A 16,270-nucleotide genomic window follows, 5' to 3' on the forward strand; every position below is an offset into this window, starting at 1 on the left:
TTCGTAATTTTTAATTCGTAATTATTTAAATGTAATCGTATTCTATTTTGGTTAAATATAAACCATGTGCTGGAACCGAAAAACCTGCTTTATCTCGGTTTTTACTTTCTATAATGGCAGTAAAATCTGCCAATGTAATTTTGTGTAACCCTATATTTACCAATGTTCCTACAATGGAACGAACCATATTTCGTAAAAAACGATTGGCCGAAATGGTAAAAATTAAGCTATCTTTTTCTTCTTTCCAAAAGGCTTCAAAAATCGTGCAGTCAAAAGTATTGACGTCGGTATTTACTTTTGAAAAACATTGAAAATCATTGTGATTGAATAATAATCGCGCCGCTTTATTCATCAAATTAATATCTAGTTTTTGATGGAAATACCAACTTTGCTCTTGCAAGAAAACATCTTTGAATGTATTAATGTGGTATTCGTAAGTTCTTTTTGTGGCATCAAAACGTGTGTGGGCCTCGTCATGAACCGGAATAATATCATAAATAACTATGTCTTTGGGCAAATAAGAGTTGAGTTTATGAACTAAACTTGGAATATCAAATGGTGTTTCAAAATCAAAATGAGCATACATCTCTTTGGCATGAACGCCGGTATCTGTTCTTCCGGCTCCCATAAGATTTATAGTTGTATTCAATAGTACCGAAAACGCTTTGTTCATTGTTGCCTGAACAGAAGCAGCATTGGGTTGGTATTGCCAGCCGTGATAATGGGTTCCGTTATATGCTAATTTGATGAAATATCTCAACTGATTTTTTTTGAAGCCACAAAGATACTTATTAATTTTTTTGCCACGAAGTCGCAATGGTGCAAACTTTGTTAAGTTTCGAATTCATTTTTTATTTGGAATTCGAATGTATATTTTTACCACAAAATCCTAGCCCTGATAAAAGTGAAAATTCTTTATTGTTTTTCCTTAAAAACAATAAAGATTGCAACGAATAGCAGGAAAATGCTCCTAAAAAAAATCACTTTGAAAAAAATACTTCTGCTTTCCGATACGCACAGTCACATTGATGATACGATTTTGAAATATGTTGCACAGGCTGATGAAGTTTGGCATGCGGGCGATATTGGTGATTTAGCAGTAACAGATGCGATAAAAAAGCTAAAACCGTTGCGTTGTGTGTATGGGAATATTGATGACGCTAAGGCCAGATTAGAGTTTCCTTTGCACAACCGTTTTATGTGTGAAGGTGTTGATGTTTGGATTACGCATATTGGTGGTTATCCTGGGAAATACAATCCGAGTATTAAAGCGGAAATGGGATTGAATCCTCCAAAATTATTTATTTGTGGCCATTCGCACATACTGAAAGTCATGTTTGATAAAAAATACAATCTATTACACATGAATCCTGGTGCAGCTGGGAAAAGTGGTTTTCATCAAGTACGCACGATGTTGCGATTTGTCATTGAAGGCGATAAAATCAAGGATATGGAAATTATTGAGATGGAAAAACGGGCGTAGTTGTTACCTTTTGATAGGTTATAGGTACTTCAATTGCAATAGTTGTTCCTTCATTTAGCTTTGAAGTGATAAGGATAGTTCCTTTAAGGTTACTTATTCGTGCTTTGATCTGGTTGATTCCAAAACCTTCCAAAATATAAAACGTATTGGAGTCAAATCCTTTACCGTTATCCTCAATTTTGATTTGGAGTGATTTATTGTTCTCTTGAATAGTAAGATGAGCTTGATTGGCTTGACTGTGTTTTATAATATTGTTGAGGAGTTCCATTATGATAAAATACATTTTCATTTCAAAATCTTCATTATATCTTGTCTTTGTGGGCACCACAATAGAATAGTTAAAATGAATTAAGGAGTTTGAATTTTTTTCGCACAACTCCTCTAATGCATAAAATAAACCAAATCGTGATAAAAGTGTTGGCATCAATTCATGGGATAAATCCCGTATTTGATCATGAGCTTCCTCTAATATGGCTTTTGTTTTTTTAATCTCATCTGCATTTGTTTGGTTTTGTGAGGTAAATGCATTTAGGTGCAATCCTGCAGAGGATAATAATGCGCTAATGTTATCATGTAAAAATGAAGCAATTTTTTTTCGCTCTAATTCTTGTCCGTAAATAGAGGCACTTATCGTGTTTTCTTGCAGTTGACTTTGTATGTCTTTAATTTTATTTTTTTGTTTAAGCTTTGCGTTTTCAGAGAATATGTAAAAAAGAAAAAAGAAAAACAATAAAATAACAATTATTACAATTACAATTTTTTTGTTTCTGGATTGCTCTTGTATTAGTAAATATTCTTTGGTTTTGTATTCGTTTCCTATTTTATCAATTTCTCTTTTATATTCATCAATTTCAAGATTTATTCCAGCAACATTTGCTTTGTTGAGTTTTTCCTCATTGTTTAATTTGATTGTTAGTTCATTATAAAGAGCTAGATTTTTATATGCATTTTCATAATCTCCATTTTTTAATAAAAATTTAGAATACTCATGATAGGAATACGACAAGTCTGATTTTTCGTTTCCTTCAATTCCTAATTGTATTGCTTTTTGGAAATAATAGTAGGCTTTTTGAGTATCATTTTTATAGTTGTAATACATTCCGTTTAGCATATTCAGTGCTACTATGGTAGATTCATCACCGTGTTTTTTATGGTATTTGTTAATGTATTTTAAATAGGGAAGACCTTCTTTATAACGTGCAATGTCAAAGTAGGCCCAGGTAATATTTAGTTTTGTGAAAACAATTTGAGCAGAATCATGAATTTTTGTACTGTATTGTAATGATTTTTTGTAATAGTAGATTCCTTTTTCATATTGCTTTTTGTCAAAGCAATAAATGTTCCCTAAATTATTATTAATCCAATTTTTTAAAATATCATTATTGGTTTTGTTGGCGTAGGTTAACCCTTTATTGTAGTAAAAAAATGCTTTGTCGTATTCAGATAGTTGGTCAAAATTTGCAGCAATTGTATTGTAGGTTGCAGCAATTAGATTGTCATCTTTCAAAGCAATAGCATGTTTTAGTGCATGTCTAGATTTTATTAATGATTTTTCGAAATTACCAGCTTTCATAAGCTCATTGGCTTCTTTTGCAAGTAGTTCAACTTCTTTTTTTTGAGGTAATTTAACTTGTGCAAAAACACTAATTCCAAAGCAATTAAGCAGTACAATCAATACTATAACAATTTGTTTGTATGGCATAGATAATTTGATTTTTTTGTCTGTTTAGGATTGTTTTGGGTTAAAGGTAAATAGTACTTTGGATTGACTAATTAGGATTTAATTAATTTGTTTTTGATAGCATATTTAACTAGACTAATAGAGTTTTTTGCGTCTAGTTTTTTCATTATATTTTTACGATGCGTTTCAACTGTATTCATACTAATAAAGAGTTGATCACTAATTTCTTTACCACTATATTCTAGCGATATTAATGTGATAATCTCTAATTCGCGATCCGTTAAAATTGAATGTATTGCAGGCTCATTTTTTATTAATTTCACATTGTCTTTTGTAACGGTATTAAATATTTTTTCCCGTACTGATTTACAAAAATATTCCTCTCCTCGGGATACTGCCTGAATTGCTTCGACGATGTTTTCACCGGCACATTTTTTTGTCAAATAGCCACTGCTACCTAATTTCATGACTTCTTTTATTATTCTTAGATCATCATAACTGGATAAAATGATAATTTTACACGGAAATCCTTTCTCGGCAAATTCCTTTATAACTTCGATTCCATCTTTTTTAGGCATATTTATATCTAAAATAAGAATGTCTGTTTTATTATCAATTACTTCATTGAAAATAGAATCCCCATTGAGAGAGAATCCAACTACTTCAAAGTTAGGGATGCTATGCAGCAAAGTACGAATTCCATCAATAAGTATTTGATGATCATCAGCAAGGTGGATTCTAATTTTTTGTAACATATCGAAATTACTATTTTCAAATTTATAAAAAAAAATAGGAGAATATCATTTTATAGGATTTTATTCTCTTTTTTAACTTAAATAAAAAGATTGTCTACAAAAAAACCCGAATTGTTACATTCGGGTTCTCTTCGCACTAATAAACTAAAGTTTATAGGTTTACCTCAATCTGTCCACAGATTTTACAAGATCTTCATCCTTTTTGATGGCCTTATTAGCCAAGACTAATAACACGATAGCAACTACAGGTAGAAACATCCCAATACCTTTCTCTGAAACAACAGGTGTTTCTCCAGATAGATTTAGTGAACGATATACAAACAATCCTAATAAAATCAAATTTAATATGATATTCAATCTGCCAATTACAAATTGATTTTGTCTTTTTTTATAGGAAACAATACTTAATAAAGTCAATGTAGTACTCAATCCTAATAGTATGGTATATACTTGGCTTTGCATGAAATAAAAATCTTTTCCATCTTTCATGGTCCATAACGGAATAAAAAACAGTAAGATGCCTGTAACTACAAAAGCAAGTAGTAAATATATGGTCTGAATTCTTTGTATCATTTGTTAAATATCTTTTACAAAAATATATTTTCTTTTTAATAAATACTATTGTCTGATTAAATTTTATTCGTATTATTGCATCATAATACCGTAAGCACTTCATACTGCGGTTGATTCAAAATAAAGTTCACTACCTATTCTTTTACATTATTTTCCAAAAATTAATTAAACTCCTAGAACATTCATGTTTGATATTTCTGCATTAAAAGAAATGAAGCTTTCTGAGCTTCAAGAAATAGCTAAATCAGCTAAAACCATAAAATTTAACGGTGTAAAAAAAGAGACTTTAATCAGTCAAATTTTAGCGCATCAAGTGGCGAATGTTGAACCAGCATCAGAGACAAAAAAAGATAATACCCTAGATGATGATAAGCCCAAAAGAGTTAGAATAGTTCCTGTAAAAAAAGTAGCAATACAAAAAGCGGTACCAAATTCTCTTTTTGAAAAAGAAGAGGCTGTAGCAGAAACTACTACTCTAGTTGAAAATAATATTCCTGCTGAAACTGTTTTAAAAGAAGAAGAAGAACTCTCTCCAAAAACAGAATCGGATAGAAATGAGAAAAAAGTAGGTAAAATTATTAAATTTAATAAATCAGCTTACGAAAAGAAAATTGCTTTAAAAAAGGATAAAGAAGAGGCAAAAGAAGCAACCATAGAAAATGCTACAGTTGCAGATACTGCAATTGAGGAGAAAACAGAAGTTATAATTACTCAGGTAAAAAAGATAAATCCAAACCAATTACACAAGCAAAATCCAAACCAGAATCCAAATCAAAACGGGAATGGAAATGGTAACGGGAATCAAAATCCAAATTTCAAGAATAAGAAAAGTAATTTTGCAGCTTCTGATTTTGAATTTGACGGAATTATTGAAAGTGAAGGTGTTCTTGAAATGATGCCAGATGGTTATGGTTTCTTGCGTTCTTCTGATTACAACTATTTGGCATCTCCAGATGACATTTATTTATCGACTTCTCAAATAAGATTGTTCGGTCTTAAAACCGGAGATACGGTAAAAGGAGTGGTAAGACCTCCAAAAGAAGGGGAGAAATTCTTTCCATTAGTTAGAGTTTTAAAAATAAACGGACATGATCCTCAAGTGGTTCGTGACAGAGTTTCATTTGAACATTTAACACCGGTTTTTCCATCTGAAAAATTCAAATTGGCCGAAAAACAAAGTACGATTTCAACACGAATTATCGATTTGTTTTCACCAATTGGAAAAGGACAACGTGGAATGATTGTAGCACAACCAAAAACAGGTAAAACGATGTTACTAAAGGAAATTGCTAATGCAATTGCGGCAAATCATCCTGAAGTATATTTAATTGTTTTGTTGATTGACGAACGCCCAGAAGAGGTTACAGATATGCAACGTAGTGTACGTGGAGAGGTAATTGCTTCTACATTTGATAGAGAACCACAGGAACACGTGAAAATTGCCAATATTGTTCTTGAAAAAGCAAAACGATTGGTTGAATGTGGTCATGATGTAGTCATTCTATTGGATTCTATTACACGTTTGGCCAGAGCCTATAACACGGTTCAACCTGCATCTGGTAAAGTATTAAGTGGTGGTGTGGATGCGAATGCATTACAAAAACCAAAACGTTTCTTTGGAGCTGCACGTAATGTAGAAAATGGAGGTTCATTGAGTATTATTGCTACTGCATTGACCGAAACGGGTTCTAAAATGGACGAAGTTATCTTTGAAGAATTTAAAGGTACAGGTAATATGGAATTGCAATTGGATAGAAAAATTGCTAACAAACGTATTTTCCCAGCTATTGATTTGACCTCTTCAAGTACAAGGCGTGATGATATGTTATTAGACCAGAAAACATTGCAACGTATGTGGATTATGCGAAAATACCTTTCGGATATGAACCCAGTGGAAGCTATGGATTTCATTAATGATCGTTTCAAGAAAACGAAAAATAATGAAGAGTTTTTAATCTCAATGAATGATTAATAATTTAGTTTAAAGTTTTTTTAGTTTAAGGTTTAAAGTTGGAAAAAGATTAAGCTAAAAAATATTGATATAAAAAAAAGTCCTCGAATTCCGAGGACTTTTTTTGTGAATTTAGGATTCTAAAATCTATTCTATTTCTTTTTGTACTCTTTTTTCTTTCTGTTCTGAGTTTTCTTTACGTTCTAATAAAGCCATATAAAATCCATCAAAACCAGACTCTGAAGCTAAGATTTTTTGGTCTTTAATAAAATTGAATTGTTTACCAATGTCAGTTGTCAAAAAGCGTTTTACCTGTTCCTGATTTTCGGATGGTAAGATTGAACAAGTGGCGTACACTAACTTTCCTCCCGGTTTTACAATTTTAGAATAGCTTTCTAAAACTTCCGATTGTACTTTACGAATGTTATCGATGAATTCTGGTTTTAATTTCCATTTGGCATCTGGATTTCTTTTCAAAACCCCTAAACCGCTACAAGGTGCATCAATCAAAACTCTATCGGCCCTTTCATGAAGTTTTTTAATCACTTTAGTTGAGTCAATAATGCGATATTCAATATTGAAAGCGCCGTCTCTTTTGGCTCTGATTTTTAATTGCTTCAATTTGCTTTCATACAAATCCATAGCAATTAATTGTCCTTTGTTTTCCATCAAAGAAGCAATGTGCAACGTTTTGCCACCTGCACCAGCGCATGTATCTACAACACGCATTCCTGGTTTTACATCAAGGAAAGCGGCTACTAATTGTGAATTAGCATCTTGAACTTCAAAGAAACCTTGTTTGAAAGCATCAGTCAAGAAAACATTTGCTCTTTCTTTTAACACTAAAGCATCCGGTTGATTTTTCAACGTTTCAGTTTCAATGTTTAAATCCATCAAAATAGCACGCAACGCTTCTCTAGTAGTTTTAAGAGTGTTTACTCTCAGAATTACACGTGCTGGTTGATTTTGAGCTGCTATTTCAGTAGCCCAAACTTTCTCGCCTAATTCTTTAATACCTAATTCATCCATCCAGTCTGGAATAGATTCTTTTAAAGCTCTCACTTTAGAAAGTTCGTCAAAGCGACCTTTTATTTTTCGTTCTGGAGTTCCTTCTAGCTGACGCCAATCAGGAATTGGGTAGCCTCTTAATACTGCCCAAACAGAAAACATTCTCCAAAGATTATCCCTATCAAAAGGTTCTTTTACTTCGGCTATTTCTGCGTATAATCTTTTCCAACGTACAATTTCGTAGATGGTTTCGGCAACAAACTTTCTGTCAGAGCTTCCCCAACGTTTGTCTTTTTTTAAAGATCTTGCTACTACTTTATCAGCATATTCGCCTTCATTAAAAATGGCGTTTAAAGCATCTATTGTTGTGTAAACTAAATTTCTGTGTAATCTCATTTTAAATAATTGAGGTGCAAAGGTAGTATTAATTGATTTGAATGTATTATTTTAAATAATGAATGTTGTTATTAAATTTTTAAAGCAAAAAAACATTGTATTTATACAATGTTTTTTTAGCTTTTATCCATCCAATTATTATTTTACTCTTGTCAAACCAATCTTTTCAGGAGCATGGAGTACCATTGGGAATTTCTCAATCTTAACAGAGCTACTGTCTAAACCAAAGGCTCTTTCTTCGGATAAACTTAGTTTTTTAATTAAGAAATAAGAGTTCATAATTATTTTTTCATGCCATCTTAAATCACTATCGTTCGAAAGGAATTTTTCGGATAGAACAAATTTAAAATCCCCAATGATGTTGTTTTTATTCAAAGATTCATACCTACTAGTAATATCCATTTCTCCTTTTTGTACCATATCTTTGATGACTTCCTTAAACATCAAGTTAATTTTTGTAGGTTCTCTGAATCCTAAATTAAAGTCTACTCGGTACAAGTCATCTTTAACAATTTCGGTTACTTTATATTCGGTTTTATAAGGTTCAGTCAATATATTGACGTGGACAAACCAATAAATATCAGCTCTCTTTGGTCTTTTTTGCAGAATAGAATACATCACTTTTTCTTCTATTTCATCTATTCTTCCTGCGTTTGTCATATAAACTAAATGAGTAGCATATTTTGGAATCGATAAATCAGCACTTAATTCAACAAGTACTTTTTTATAATCTTCAATCTTTACAATTTTTGTATAACTCTTATTGATTTTTTTTGCTAAATACCAAATGGTCATTACTGAAATCAATGCAATTGCTATAAAAAGTGTTACATAACCACCTTCTGCAAATTTGGTAATGTTAGCGGCAAGAAAACTAAATTCGATAATCAAATAAATAGTAATCAACGGCACAATGAAATACAATTTTACTCTTTTCATTATTAAATAAAAATTAAGTAAAATAGTAGTCATAATCATACACAATATTATGGCCAGACCGTAGGCATGCTCCATATTACTAGATTCCTCAAAGTGCAACACGATTCCGACACATCCAAAAAATAGTAGCCAGTTTATCGATGGAATATATAATTGTCCTTTTAATTCAGTAGGATATTTTATTTTTACTTTGGGCCAAAAGTTCAATCGCATTGCCTCATTGATCAATGTAAAAGAACCACTTATCAAAGCCTGTGATGCAATTACAGCAGCAAGAGTTGCAATAACAATACCTATTGGTTGAAACCAATCTGGCATTATTAAGTAAAATGGATTTCCATTTTTACCGCCTAAGCTTTGCAATGTTTCTCCTTCATGGTGAATTAAATATGCAGCTTGACCAAAATAATTTAAAACTAAAGCAGTTTTGACAAAAATCCAACTGATTCTAATATTTTTCCGTCCACAATGTCCCATATCTGAGTATAGAGCTTCAGCACCAGTCGTACATAGGAAAACAAATCCTAAAACAAAAAAACCTTCTGGATGAATGCTTAGTAAGTGGTAGGCATAATACGGATTAACAGCTTTTAAAACTTCAGTGTGTTGTGCTATCTGAGAAATTCCTAAAACGGCAAGCATTCCAAACCAAATTAGCATCATGGGTGCAAAAAACTTTCCAACAAGTTTGGTTCCAAATTGCTGTATGGTAAACAAAACAAATAGGATTCCAATAACAATAGGTATTGTATTTATTTCAGGATAATAGGTTCTAATTCCTTCAACTGCTGAAGATACTGAGATTGGAGGAGTGATAATCCCATCTGCGAGTAACGCACTCCCTCCAATAATTGCGGGGACAATTAGCCATTGTATTTTTGTCTTTTTGACGAGTGCATACAAGGCAAAAATCCCTCCCTCTCCATGGTTATCTGCACTAAGGGTAATGATTACGTATTTTATAGTGGTTTGTAAAGTAAGTGTCCAGAAAACACAGGAAATCCCTCCTAAAACAATATCAGCATTAATAGTATGAAGCCCAAGTATGGCTTTCATTACGTACAAAGGTGAAGTTCCTATGTCACCGTAAATTATTCCTAAGGAAATCAATAATCCACCTAATGTCCATTTACTATGAAGGTCTTTGTGCGCAGTACTCATAAATTTTTTTTAAAAAACAGGTCAAATTTACACTTTTAAAATATATTAATGCTTTTTTGCACCATAAAAAAAAACACGGCTTTAAGAGCCGTGTTTTTAAGTTTTCTAAAGAATTGTATTAAGATCTTCGATTGTCATTTCTGGAAGAATTCCCTCTTTGAGATTCACTTCTTTGTGGAGCTGATTCTTTTGAAGAATTTCCTCTGCTTTGAGATTCTGCCCTTTGTGGCGCAGCTTGTCGAGAAGAATTCCCTCTGTTTTGAGAGTAATCTCTTTGAGAATTTCCTCTCTGTGGCGTTGCTTGACTAGAAGGATTGATTCTATTTTGAGAATAATCTCTTGTAGTGTTTCCTCTCTGTGGCGTTGCTTGACTAGAAGGATTAGTTCTATTTTGAGAATAATCTCTTGTAGTGTTTCCTCTTTGTGGCGTTGCTTGACTGGAAGGGTTAGTTCTATTTTGAGAATAATCTCTTGTAGTGTTTCCTCTCTGTGGCGTTGCTTGACTAGAAGGGTTAGTTCTATTTTGAGAATAGTCTCTTGTAGTGTTTCCTCTTTGTGGCATCACTTCTCTTGACGAACTAGTTCTGTTTTGAGAATAATCTCTTTGTGACCCCGTTCTTCTGTTTGAGTAACCAACTTCATTTCTAGTACCTCTTCTTTGATCTAGTTCATAACGGTTAGTTACATTTACATTTCTTCTTGAGAATGAATAGTTAGGATTTTGTCTTTCGTAACCATTGGAACGTCTTGAATTGTATAAGACTACAGCACGTTCACTTCTTCTGTAATTAACATAATTGTAATTATTGTTGAAGTTCAAGCTAATGTTGATGTTATTTCTATATCTGAATATTGGGAATGGATTCCATGCATAATAATACGAAGGATAATAACCCCAATTCCAAGTAGGATAATAAGGACGGTAGTTAGTAGACCAGAATGAAGCATAGATTATAGGAGTGCTGTAATAGACCGGCTCATAAATATAATTTTGGCCATACATGAATACATCTCCTACTACTTGAACGTGAATTTGGTTATTTCTGTCTTTTTCAACGTCAATTGTAGCAACATCTTGATACACATCTCTATCTATAATAGATTGAATGATAATTACGTGAGTACGGTTTTCGACAGTTTCAATCACTCTTAAGTAGTCTACTTCATTGTCGTTATTCAAATCTAAATTTGATATTTGTAGGTCTGGGTCATTTAGGCGTCGTTCAAAATCTTGTAGATTTCTAGAATCACCAAAAATTGAAGCAACAGCTCTCAAATCAAGATTGTCGCTGATTTCGCTATTCATAGCATTCACTGATGTTCTATCTTGCGCTTGTATTTGTGTTGCGAAAACAGTAGTCAAAAGACTCATTAGTAGTAGTTTCGTTTTCATAATTAATGGAATTAAGTTTATTCTTTTTTTGAATATTCAATTACTATGCCAATTAATATAATCCTTGTTTTCTATTCTTATTATTAATTGTAAATTAGCCCTAAAATGTATAAAAAATGAAAAATTTTTTTTTGATTCTGTTGTTTTTAACTGTTTTTATATCCTGTAGAACAGCTGATTTTGCTGTAAAAAATACTGCTAATACTGGTTTTAACTCTGTTATAGTTGACACATTATTTCAGGATAAAATAAGTATCAGAGCAATTGTAATTGATGCAAATAAAATTTGGTTTGCTGCAGATAAAGGGAGATTTGGTTTTTTTAATTTGGTTAATAATCAAAAATTTGAGAGCAAAATTACCAAAGATTCTTTGTCTCTTGAGTTTAGAAGTAATGCCAAAACTAATAAACATATTTTCATATTAAATGTTGGAAATCCAGCGTTATTATATCAAATTTCAAAAGATGGAAAAGCAGCAAAATTAGTATATCAAGAACAACATGAGAAAGTGTTTTATGATAGTATGCAATTTTGGAATAACAAGGAAGGAATAGCTATGGGAGATCCAATCGCTGATTGTTTGAATATAATCATCACTCGGGATGGCGGAAATTCATGGACTAAAGTGCCGTCTGGTAAATTACCAAAAGTTATGGATGGAGAAGCAGCTTTTGCGGCAAGCAACACTAATATTATAATCAAGGAGAATGACACATGGATTGTTTCTGGAGGTAAAAAATCTAGAGTTTTTTATTCTCCAGATAAGGGGAATACATGGACTGTATATGGTACTCCAATAGTGCAAGGAAGAGCAATGACCGGAATTTTTACTGCAGATTTTTATGATTCACAAACTGGATTTATTGCAGGAGGAGATTATGAAGTACGAAATCAAAATTTTTCTAATAAAGCAATCACAAATGATGGCGGAAAAACATGGAAGCTAATAGCAGAAAACCAAGGTTTTGGGTATGCCTCTTGTGTACAATATGTTCCTGGAAGTAACGGTAAAGGGCTGGTAACAGTTGGTTTTTCAGGATTATACTATTCCTCGGATGATGGTATTTCATGGAAGCAATTTTCTACCGATTCTACTCTAAATACGATAAGGTTTATAGATAAACATACGGCAATTGCTGCTGGACAAAACAAAATGATTCGCATCAGTTTTAAATAATGAAAAACACCCTAAGTCTAATATAATCAGATCTTAGGGTGTTTTTTTTGAACTAATAAAAATAAAAAAAATATTATTTTTTTTGACCTTTGTTGCGGTATTGCTGCAGTAATTTTCTATTGAAGTCTTCTTCAGCTTTTTTAAGTTTAACAATTTTTACGGCTGGTAAAATTGTTCTCACATTTTGCATGAATTTTTTTCGCAATAAAAATAACTCTTCTTCAGTATCTTCAATTTGGGCCAAAAAGGTATTTGCTTCTTTTTCAGTTATTTTATCCATTGAGCCATCATTCATTCTTCTCATATACGTTTTCATTTTTTGATGTCTCAGTTCAAACTGTTTGTCATCAAATGTATTGTATATTGGCCAGAATCTTTCGGCTTCATTAGTTGTCAAGTCTAATTCAGTCGTAAAAAAAGCTACTTTTAAAGCTTTTATTTGCTCTTTTTTCTCTTTCATACTTTCGCCTTGAGCGTAAAAGTTGAAAGAAACGAATAGCAATAGTATTGGTAGTAATTTTTTTATGTTCATTTTTTTATTTTTTAATTTTACTTTAAAATCTAGTTTATTCTAAAATGAGATTTTCTAAGTTTGAATTTGTTGAAAAATGATCCTCAATCGCATCATCTTCTAAAACAATACCGGTTTTTATTTTATTGATATCTTCTGTTTCTAAAACACTGATTAAATCATATTGATTTACATTTGATTGATATGTAATGTAATTTTCTAAAGCTGCTTCATCAATTTCGTTTGTATTTGTTGATGACGGAGTCAAAAATGGAATCATCAAAGCAAGTACTAAAATTGCAGCTGCCATCATAATTAAAGTTTTTCTTTTTTGGAAAATAGAAATTACTTTTGGCTCGTTTTTAGGTAATTGCTCCATCATTTTGATTGAAAAATTTTCAAAATAATGGTCTGGAGTTTTGAATCCAGTTTCAATTTTAGGTTCGTTCTCTAATTTAAATGTTTTCATAATATTCTTTAGACAGTGTTACAGTAAAAAGGTTTAATTTGTCGAAACAAAAGCTTCAATTTTTTTTACGGCAAGGTGATAGGATGCTTTTAATCCGCCAACAGTGGTACCTAGAATTTCCGAGATTTCTTCGTATTTTAGTTCTTGAAAATATTTCATTTTAAAAACTAATTGTTGCTTTTCAGGCAATACTGCGATTGCTTTTTGTAATTTTATTTGAATATCATTTCCGTCAAAAAAAACATCTGCTTCTAGATTATCAATAGTTTTGTTTTGTAAAGCTTCTGATGAAATGCCACTCGTCTTTGATTTTTGTTTTAAAAATGTCAAGGACTCATTAGTTGCTATGCGATACATCCAAGAAAAAAGTTTACTTTCTCCCTTAAAATTTTTTAGATTTTGAAATATTTTTATAAAAGTATTCTGCAAGACATCATCAGCATCATCGTGATTCAAAACGATGTTACGAATATGATTGTATAACGGTCTTTGATAATCCTGTAATAACTGCTGAAACGCTTGATTTTGCGTTTTAGGGTTTAACAAGTGATTTATAAATTCCTGTTCTTCTTGCAAAGCTATTATTTAGGAGTTAGAATAGAATTTATTAAAAAGGTTTAATCAAAAAAAGAAACATTAAAATTCAGATTCTTCTTCTTCCTTATTTATTACTGGAGCAGGTATTTTTATGGCCTCTTCTTTTTTTAAAGCAGGAGTAAAAGTAGTTCCAGATATTACTTTTGGTCTTATAGGGTAGTAAATTTCGGTAACCCATTTTGATGGATTTTTAATTTCTGTTTTGCTAATAGTAAAATTTTCTAAATGAGAAAATGTAGGATCAATAGCAATTCGATTCATGTTACTATATACTTTTGCTTTATCCAAAGCTTTTTTCGTATGCGAATAATCACCGGTTAAAGTAGTTTTAATAGCGTCAAATGGTTCTAGTGTTCCAGTTAAAATATCGCTTCCCGAACTCGTTAATATTTGGTTTTTTATGGGTACGCAAAAAGATACTTTAGTCAATCCGGTTACGGAATCATAAGTATGATAAATTATAAATGGTTTTCCGTTTAATTCAATATTATTTTGTTCGCAAAAAGTAATTATTTTAGGGAACACGATTTGAGCATTTTTAATAACTTTAGAAATTTCACTGGTAAAGGTTTGTCTCAGATAAAACGTACCTAGTTTTTTTACCAATCCATTTACTTTTACTGCATAAGTATTTATTTCAAAATCAAGGGTTTTGTCTAAGTTCGCTAGGCTTTTCTCATATGTTTCTCCCATCATTTTATTTATTCCTCCGTTAAAAGCAGTATAGACTTTCATCATGAAACTCATTTTTCCGGTAGTTTTCCAAGTCACTTTTGTACCGCCAATAGTGTCTTTAAAAGTCCAAAAAATAGAGGATGAAGTCCCATCATAATTCATTTTTTGAGCAATACTATCATTTTCTTTTACAAAAATGGTCAACAAATCTCCTGTTCCTTCTTTGCCTTCCCATGAAAAGCTAGCTCCTGGGCCAATTGTTTTTTTAGGATATGATAGCTGCATTTCAGGATCTTCAACAATCCATGAACTAAAATCTTCCCAGTTTTTATAATCATTAACAAAATTGAAAACTGTTGATTTTGGAGAATTTATGATTTGACTTCTTTCTACAGTAAAATCCCCTTTTTGTGTGGCCACAAAAATGGATAAAGCCACAAAACTTAGCAATAGTAAAAGAAATATGTATTTTAAAATCCTCATAATTTACAGGTTTGTTAATTTTTGTAAAGTTAAAGATTTTATTTACAAGTCATCGAAAGTGTTAAAAAATTATAGATTATTTTCTAAATAAAAGAAGTTAATGTGCTTGTTTTACGTTTGAATTCAAAGAATATTTTACGAGATTCTATGGTTTTTAATTACTTTTTTCGAAAACTAAATGATATTAAGAATAATGATTTAGTTGGTTAAGTGTTTTCTAATAAATGGTTTAAAATAAATAAAAATTCCACTGTTTAGAGGACATTATTTGTTTGGCTTTTAAAAAAAAACTATCGTTTGAAAAATACTTTTATCACAAACAAAATTCCAATAAAAATTCCAAATCCTATTAGAATTTTGTAATTCCCCTTGTAAAACTCTTTGTGTATTTTTAAATCTTTACGATAGGAATAAATTGCAGCAATGATAAAAGCTACTAAAAATAAGCCTGCAAATACTAATTGACCTTGACTAAACATAGTTTGAATTATTTTGGGCAAATTTAGGTAATAGTTTAGAAATAGTTGCTAATTTGCCTTTTCATTTAACAAAATAAAAAGATGCAAAAACAAATAAACTCAGTTAAAGAATTTCATACTGCTTTTAAAATAGGCCACAGTGAAATTCCTACAGCTAATTTAGGGGAAAGTAAACATACGCTTCGGTATAACTTAATGAAAGAGGAAAACGAAGAATATCTTGAAGCAGTGCAAAACAATGATTTGATTGAAATTGCGGATGCGTTAGGTGATATGATGTATATTTTATGCGGAACTATAATTGAACATGGGTTACAACATAAAATAGAAGCAGTTTTTGACGAAATTCAACGCAGTAATATGAGTAAGTTAGGCGAAGATGGTCAGCCTATTTACCGTGAAGATGGTAAAGTCATGAAAGGACCTAATTATTTCAAACCTGATTTCTCTAAAATAATTTCTGAATAGAACTTAGCGTTTAAAGTTTTATTATTTGTGATATAAAAAAAGCGATTTTCACTGGGAAAATCGCTTTTTT

16 protein-coding genes are annotated in these 16,270 nt (G+C 31.4%); 4 read left to right on the top strand and 12 right to left on the bottom strand.

Going from position 1 to position 16,270, the window contains the following annotated elements:
* Positions 1–25: 25 nt before the first annotated feature.
* The gene (gene truA, locus V5J73_RS05225; RefSeq protein WP_338648099.1) at positions 26–760 is read right to left on the bottom strand and encodes a tRNA pseudouridine(38-40) synthase TruA; all 735 of its coding nucleotides are present in this window, start codon (positions 758–760) and stop codon (positions 26–28) included.
* 225 nt (positions 761–985) lie between these two features.
* Here truA and V5J73_RS05230 point away from each other — a divergent pair, with 225 nt between their 5' ends.
* Positions 986–1,483: a metallophosphoesterase family protein gene (locus tag V5J73_RS05230; protein ID WP_338648100.1), complete on the top strand. Its 498-nt coding sequence runs from the start codon at positions 986–988 to the stop codon at positions 1,481–1,483.
* Here the strand turns inward: V5J73_RS05230 and V5J73_RS05235 are convergent.
* The 3 genes from V5J73_RS05235 to V5J73_RS05245 all read right to left on the bottom strand — a co-directional run bounded on the left by V5J73_RS05235 (position 1,458) and on the right by V5J73_RS05245 (position 4,492).
* The gene (locus tag V5J73_RS05235) at positions 1,458–3,185 is read right to left on the bottom strand and encodes a tetratricopeptide repeat-containing sensor histidine kinase (protein ID WP_338648101.1); all 1,728 of its coding nucleotides are present in this window, start codon (positions 3,183–3,185) and stop codon (positions 1,458–1,460) included. The genes V5J73_RS05230 and V5J73_RS05235 overlap by 26 nt on opposite strands.
* Positions 3,186–3,256: 71 nt before the next feature.
* A complete protein-coding gene (locus tag V5J73_RS05240) occupies positions 3,257–3,919 on the bottom strand; it encodes a response regulator transcription factor (protein WP_338648103.1) in 663 nt (220 codons plus the stop codon).
* 159 nt (positions 3,920–4,078) lie between these two features.
* The gene (locus V5J73_RS05245; RefSeq protein WP_338648104.1) at positions 4,079–4,492 is read right to left on the bottom strand and encodes a DUF4293 family protein; all 414 of its coding nucleotides are present in this window, start codon (positions 4,490–4,492) and stop codon (positions 4,079–4,081) included.
* A 184-nt stretch (positions 4,493–4,676) separates the two neighbouring features.
* Between V5J73_RS05245 and rho the strand changes: the two genes are divergently transcribed.
* Positions 4,677–6,464 (top strand): transcription termination factor Rho, encoded by a 1,788-nt coding sequence (gene rho / locus V5J73_RS05250; protein WP_338648105.1) that lies wholly within the window; start codon positions 4,677–4,679, stop codon positions 6,462–6,464.
* A 126-nt stretch (positions 6,465–6,590) separates the two neighbouring features.
* Here rho and V5J73_RS05255 read toward each other — a convergent pair whose 3' ends face one another.
* The 3 genes from V5J73_RS05255 to V5J73_RS05265 form a co-directional block, all read right to left on the bottom strand.
* Positions 6,591–7,847 (bottom strand): RsmB/NOP family class I SAM-dependent RNA methyltransferase, encoded by a 1,257-nt coding sequence (locus V5J73_RS05255; protein WP_338648107.1) that lies wholly within the window; start codon positions 7,845–7,847, stop codon positions 6,591–6,593.
* Positions 7,848–7,985: 138 nt separating this feature from the next.
* A complete protein-coding gene (locus V5J73_RS05260) occupies positions 7,986–9,947 on the bottom strand; it encodes a KUP/HAK/KT family potassium transporter (RefSeq protein ID WP_338648108.1) in 1,962 nt (653 codons plus the stop codon).
* A gap of 118 nt (positions 9,948–10,065) precedes the next feature.
* Positions 10,066–11,340, bottom strand: coding sequence for a hypothetical protein (locus V5J73_RS05265; RefSeq protein ID WP_338648110.1), 1,275 nt, complete (start codon positions 11,338–11,340; stop codon positions 10,066–10,068).
* Positions 11,341–11,456: 116 nt separating this feature from the next.
* On the opposite strand from V5J73_RS05265, the gene V5J73_RS05270 reads away from it, so the two are divergent.
* On the top strand, positions 11,457–12,518 hold the full coding sequence (locus V5J73_RS05270; RefSeq protein ID WP_338648111.1) for a sialidase family protein: 1,062 nt from the start codon (positions 11,457–11,459) through the stop codon (positions 12,516–12,518).
* Between the two features lie 73 nt (positions 12,519–12,591).
* Here the strand turns inward: V5J73_RS05270 and V5J73_RS05275 are convergent, their stop codons facing one another.
* From V5J73_RS05275 to V5J73_RS05295, 5 genes are all read right to left on the bottom strand, one after another.
* Entirely contained in the window at positions 12,592–13,050 is a 459-nt protein-coding gene (locus V5J73_RS05275; protein ID WP_338648112.1) for a sensor of ECF-type sigma factor, read from the bottom strand.
* 34 nt (positions 13,051–13,084) lie between these two features.
* Positions 13,085–13,498: a hypothetical protein gene (locus V5J73_RS05280; RefSeq protein WP_338648113.1), complete on the bottom strand. Its 414-nt coding sequence runs from the start codon at positions 13,496–13,498 to the stop codon at positions 13,085–13,087.
* A 33-nt stretch (positions 13,499–13,531) separates the two neighbouring features.
* Positions 13,532–14,074: an RNA polymerase sigma factor gene (locus tag V5J73_RS05285; protein ID WP_338648115.1), complete on the bottom strand. Its 543-nt coding sequence runs from the start codon at positions 14,072–14,074 to the stop codon at positions 13,532–13,534.
* Positions 14,075–14,134: 60 nt separating this feature from the next.
* Positions 14,135–15,253: an SRPBCC family protein gene (locus V5J73_RS05290; RefSeq protein ID WP_338648117.1), complete on the bottom strand. Its 1,119-nt coding sequence runs from the start codon at positions 15,251–15,253 to the stop codon at positions 14,135–14,137.
* 290 nt (positions 15,254–15,543) lie between these two features.
* Complete coding sequence (locus tag V5J73_RS05295; protein ID WP_338648120.1) at positions 15,544–15,732, bottom strand: hypothetical protein; 189 nt, start codon at positions 15,730–15,732, stop codon at positions 15,544–15,546.
* Between the two features lie 81 nt (positions 15,733–15,813).
* Between V5J73_RS05295 and V5J73_RS05300 the strand changes: the two genes are divergently transcribed.
* Positions 15,814–16,200, top strand: a complete 387-nt coding sequence (locus tag V5J73_RS05300; RefSeq protein WP_338648122.1) for a nucleoside triphosphate pyrophosphohydrolase family protein — start codon at positions 15,814–15,816, stop codon at positions 16,198–16,200.
* The last annotated feature ends 70 nt before the right edge of the window (positions 16,201–16,270 follow it).

Source organism: Flavobacterium sp. KS-LB2 (genome assembly GCF_036895565.1).
Taxonomy (GTDB): Bacteria; Bacteroidota; Bacteroidia; order Flavobacteriales; family Flavobacteriaceae; genus Flavobacterium.

Bases quoted from the DNA above. Each gene is read 5' to 3' on its own strand.
- V5J73_RS05235 (WP_338648101.1), bottom strand. From the start codon at position 3,185: ATGCCATACAAACAAATTGTTATAGTATTGATTGTACTGCTTAATTGC.
- V5J73_RS05240 (WP_338648103.1), bottom strand. From the start codon at position 3,919: ATGTTACAAAAAATTAGAATCCACCTTGCTGATGATCATCAAATACTT.
- V5J73_RS05245 (WP_338648104.1), bottom strand. From the start codon at position 4,492: ATGATACAAAGAATTCAGACCATATATTTACTACTTGCTTTTGTAGTT.
- rho (WP_338648105.1), top strand. From the start codon at position 4,677: ATGTTTGATATTTCTGCATTAAAAGAAATGAAGCTTTCTGAGCTTCAA.
- V5J73_RS05255 (WP_338648107.1), bottom strand. From the start codon at position 7,847: ATGAGATTACACAGAAATTTAGTTTACACAACAATAGATGCTTTAAAC.
- V5J73_RS05260 (WP_338648108.1), bottom strand. From the start codon at position 9,947: ATGAGTACTGCGCACAAAGACCTTCATAGTAAATGGACATTAGGTGGA.
- V5J73_RS05265 (WP_338648110.1), bottom strand. From the start codon at position 11,340: ATGAAAACGAAACTACTACTAATGAGTCTTTTGACTACTGTTTTCGCA.
- V5J73_RS05270 (WP_338648111.1), top strand. From the start codon at position 11,457: ATGAAAAATTTTTTTTTGATTCTGTTGTTTTTAACTGTTTTTATATCC.
- V5J73_RS05275 (WP_338648112.1), bottom strand. From the start codon at position 13,050: ATGAACATAAAAAAATTACTACCAATACTATTGCTATTCGTTTCTTTC.
- V5J73_RS05280 (WP_338648113.1), bottom strand. From the start codon at position 13,498: ATGAAAACATTTAAATTAGAGAACGAACCTAAAATTGAAACTGGATTC.
- V5J73_RS05290 (WP_338648117.1), bottom strand. From the start codon at position 15,253: ATGAGGATTTTAAAATACATATTTCTTTTACTATTGCTAAGTTTTGTG.
- V5J73_RS05295 (WP_338648120.1), bottom strand. From the start codon at position 15,732: ATGTTTAGTCAAGGTCAATTAGTATTTGCAGGCTTATTTTTAGTAGCT.
- V5J73_RS05300 (WP_338648122.1), top strand. From the start codon at position 15,814: ATGCAAAAACAAATAAACTCAGTTAAAGAATTTCATACTGCTTTTAAA.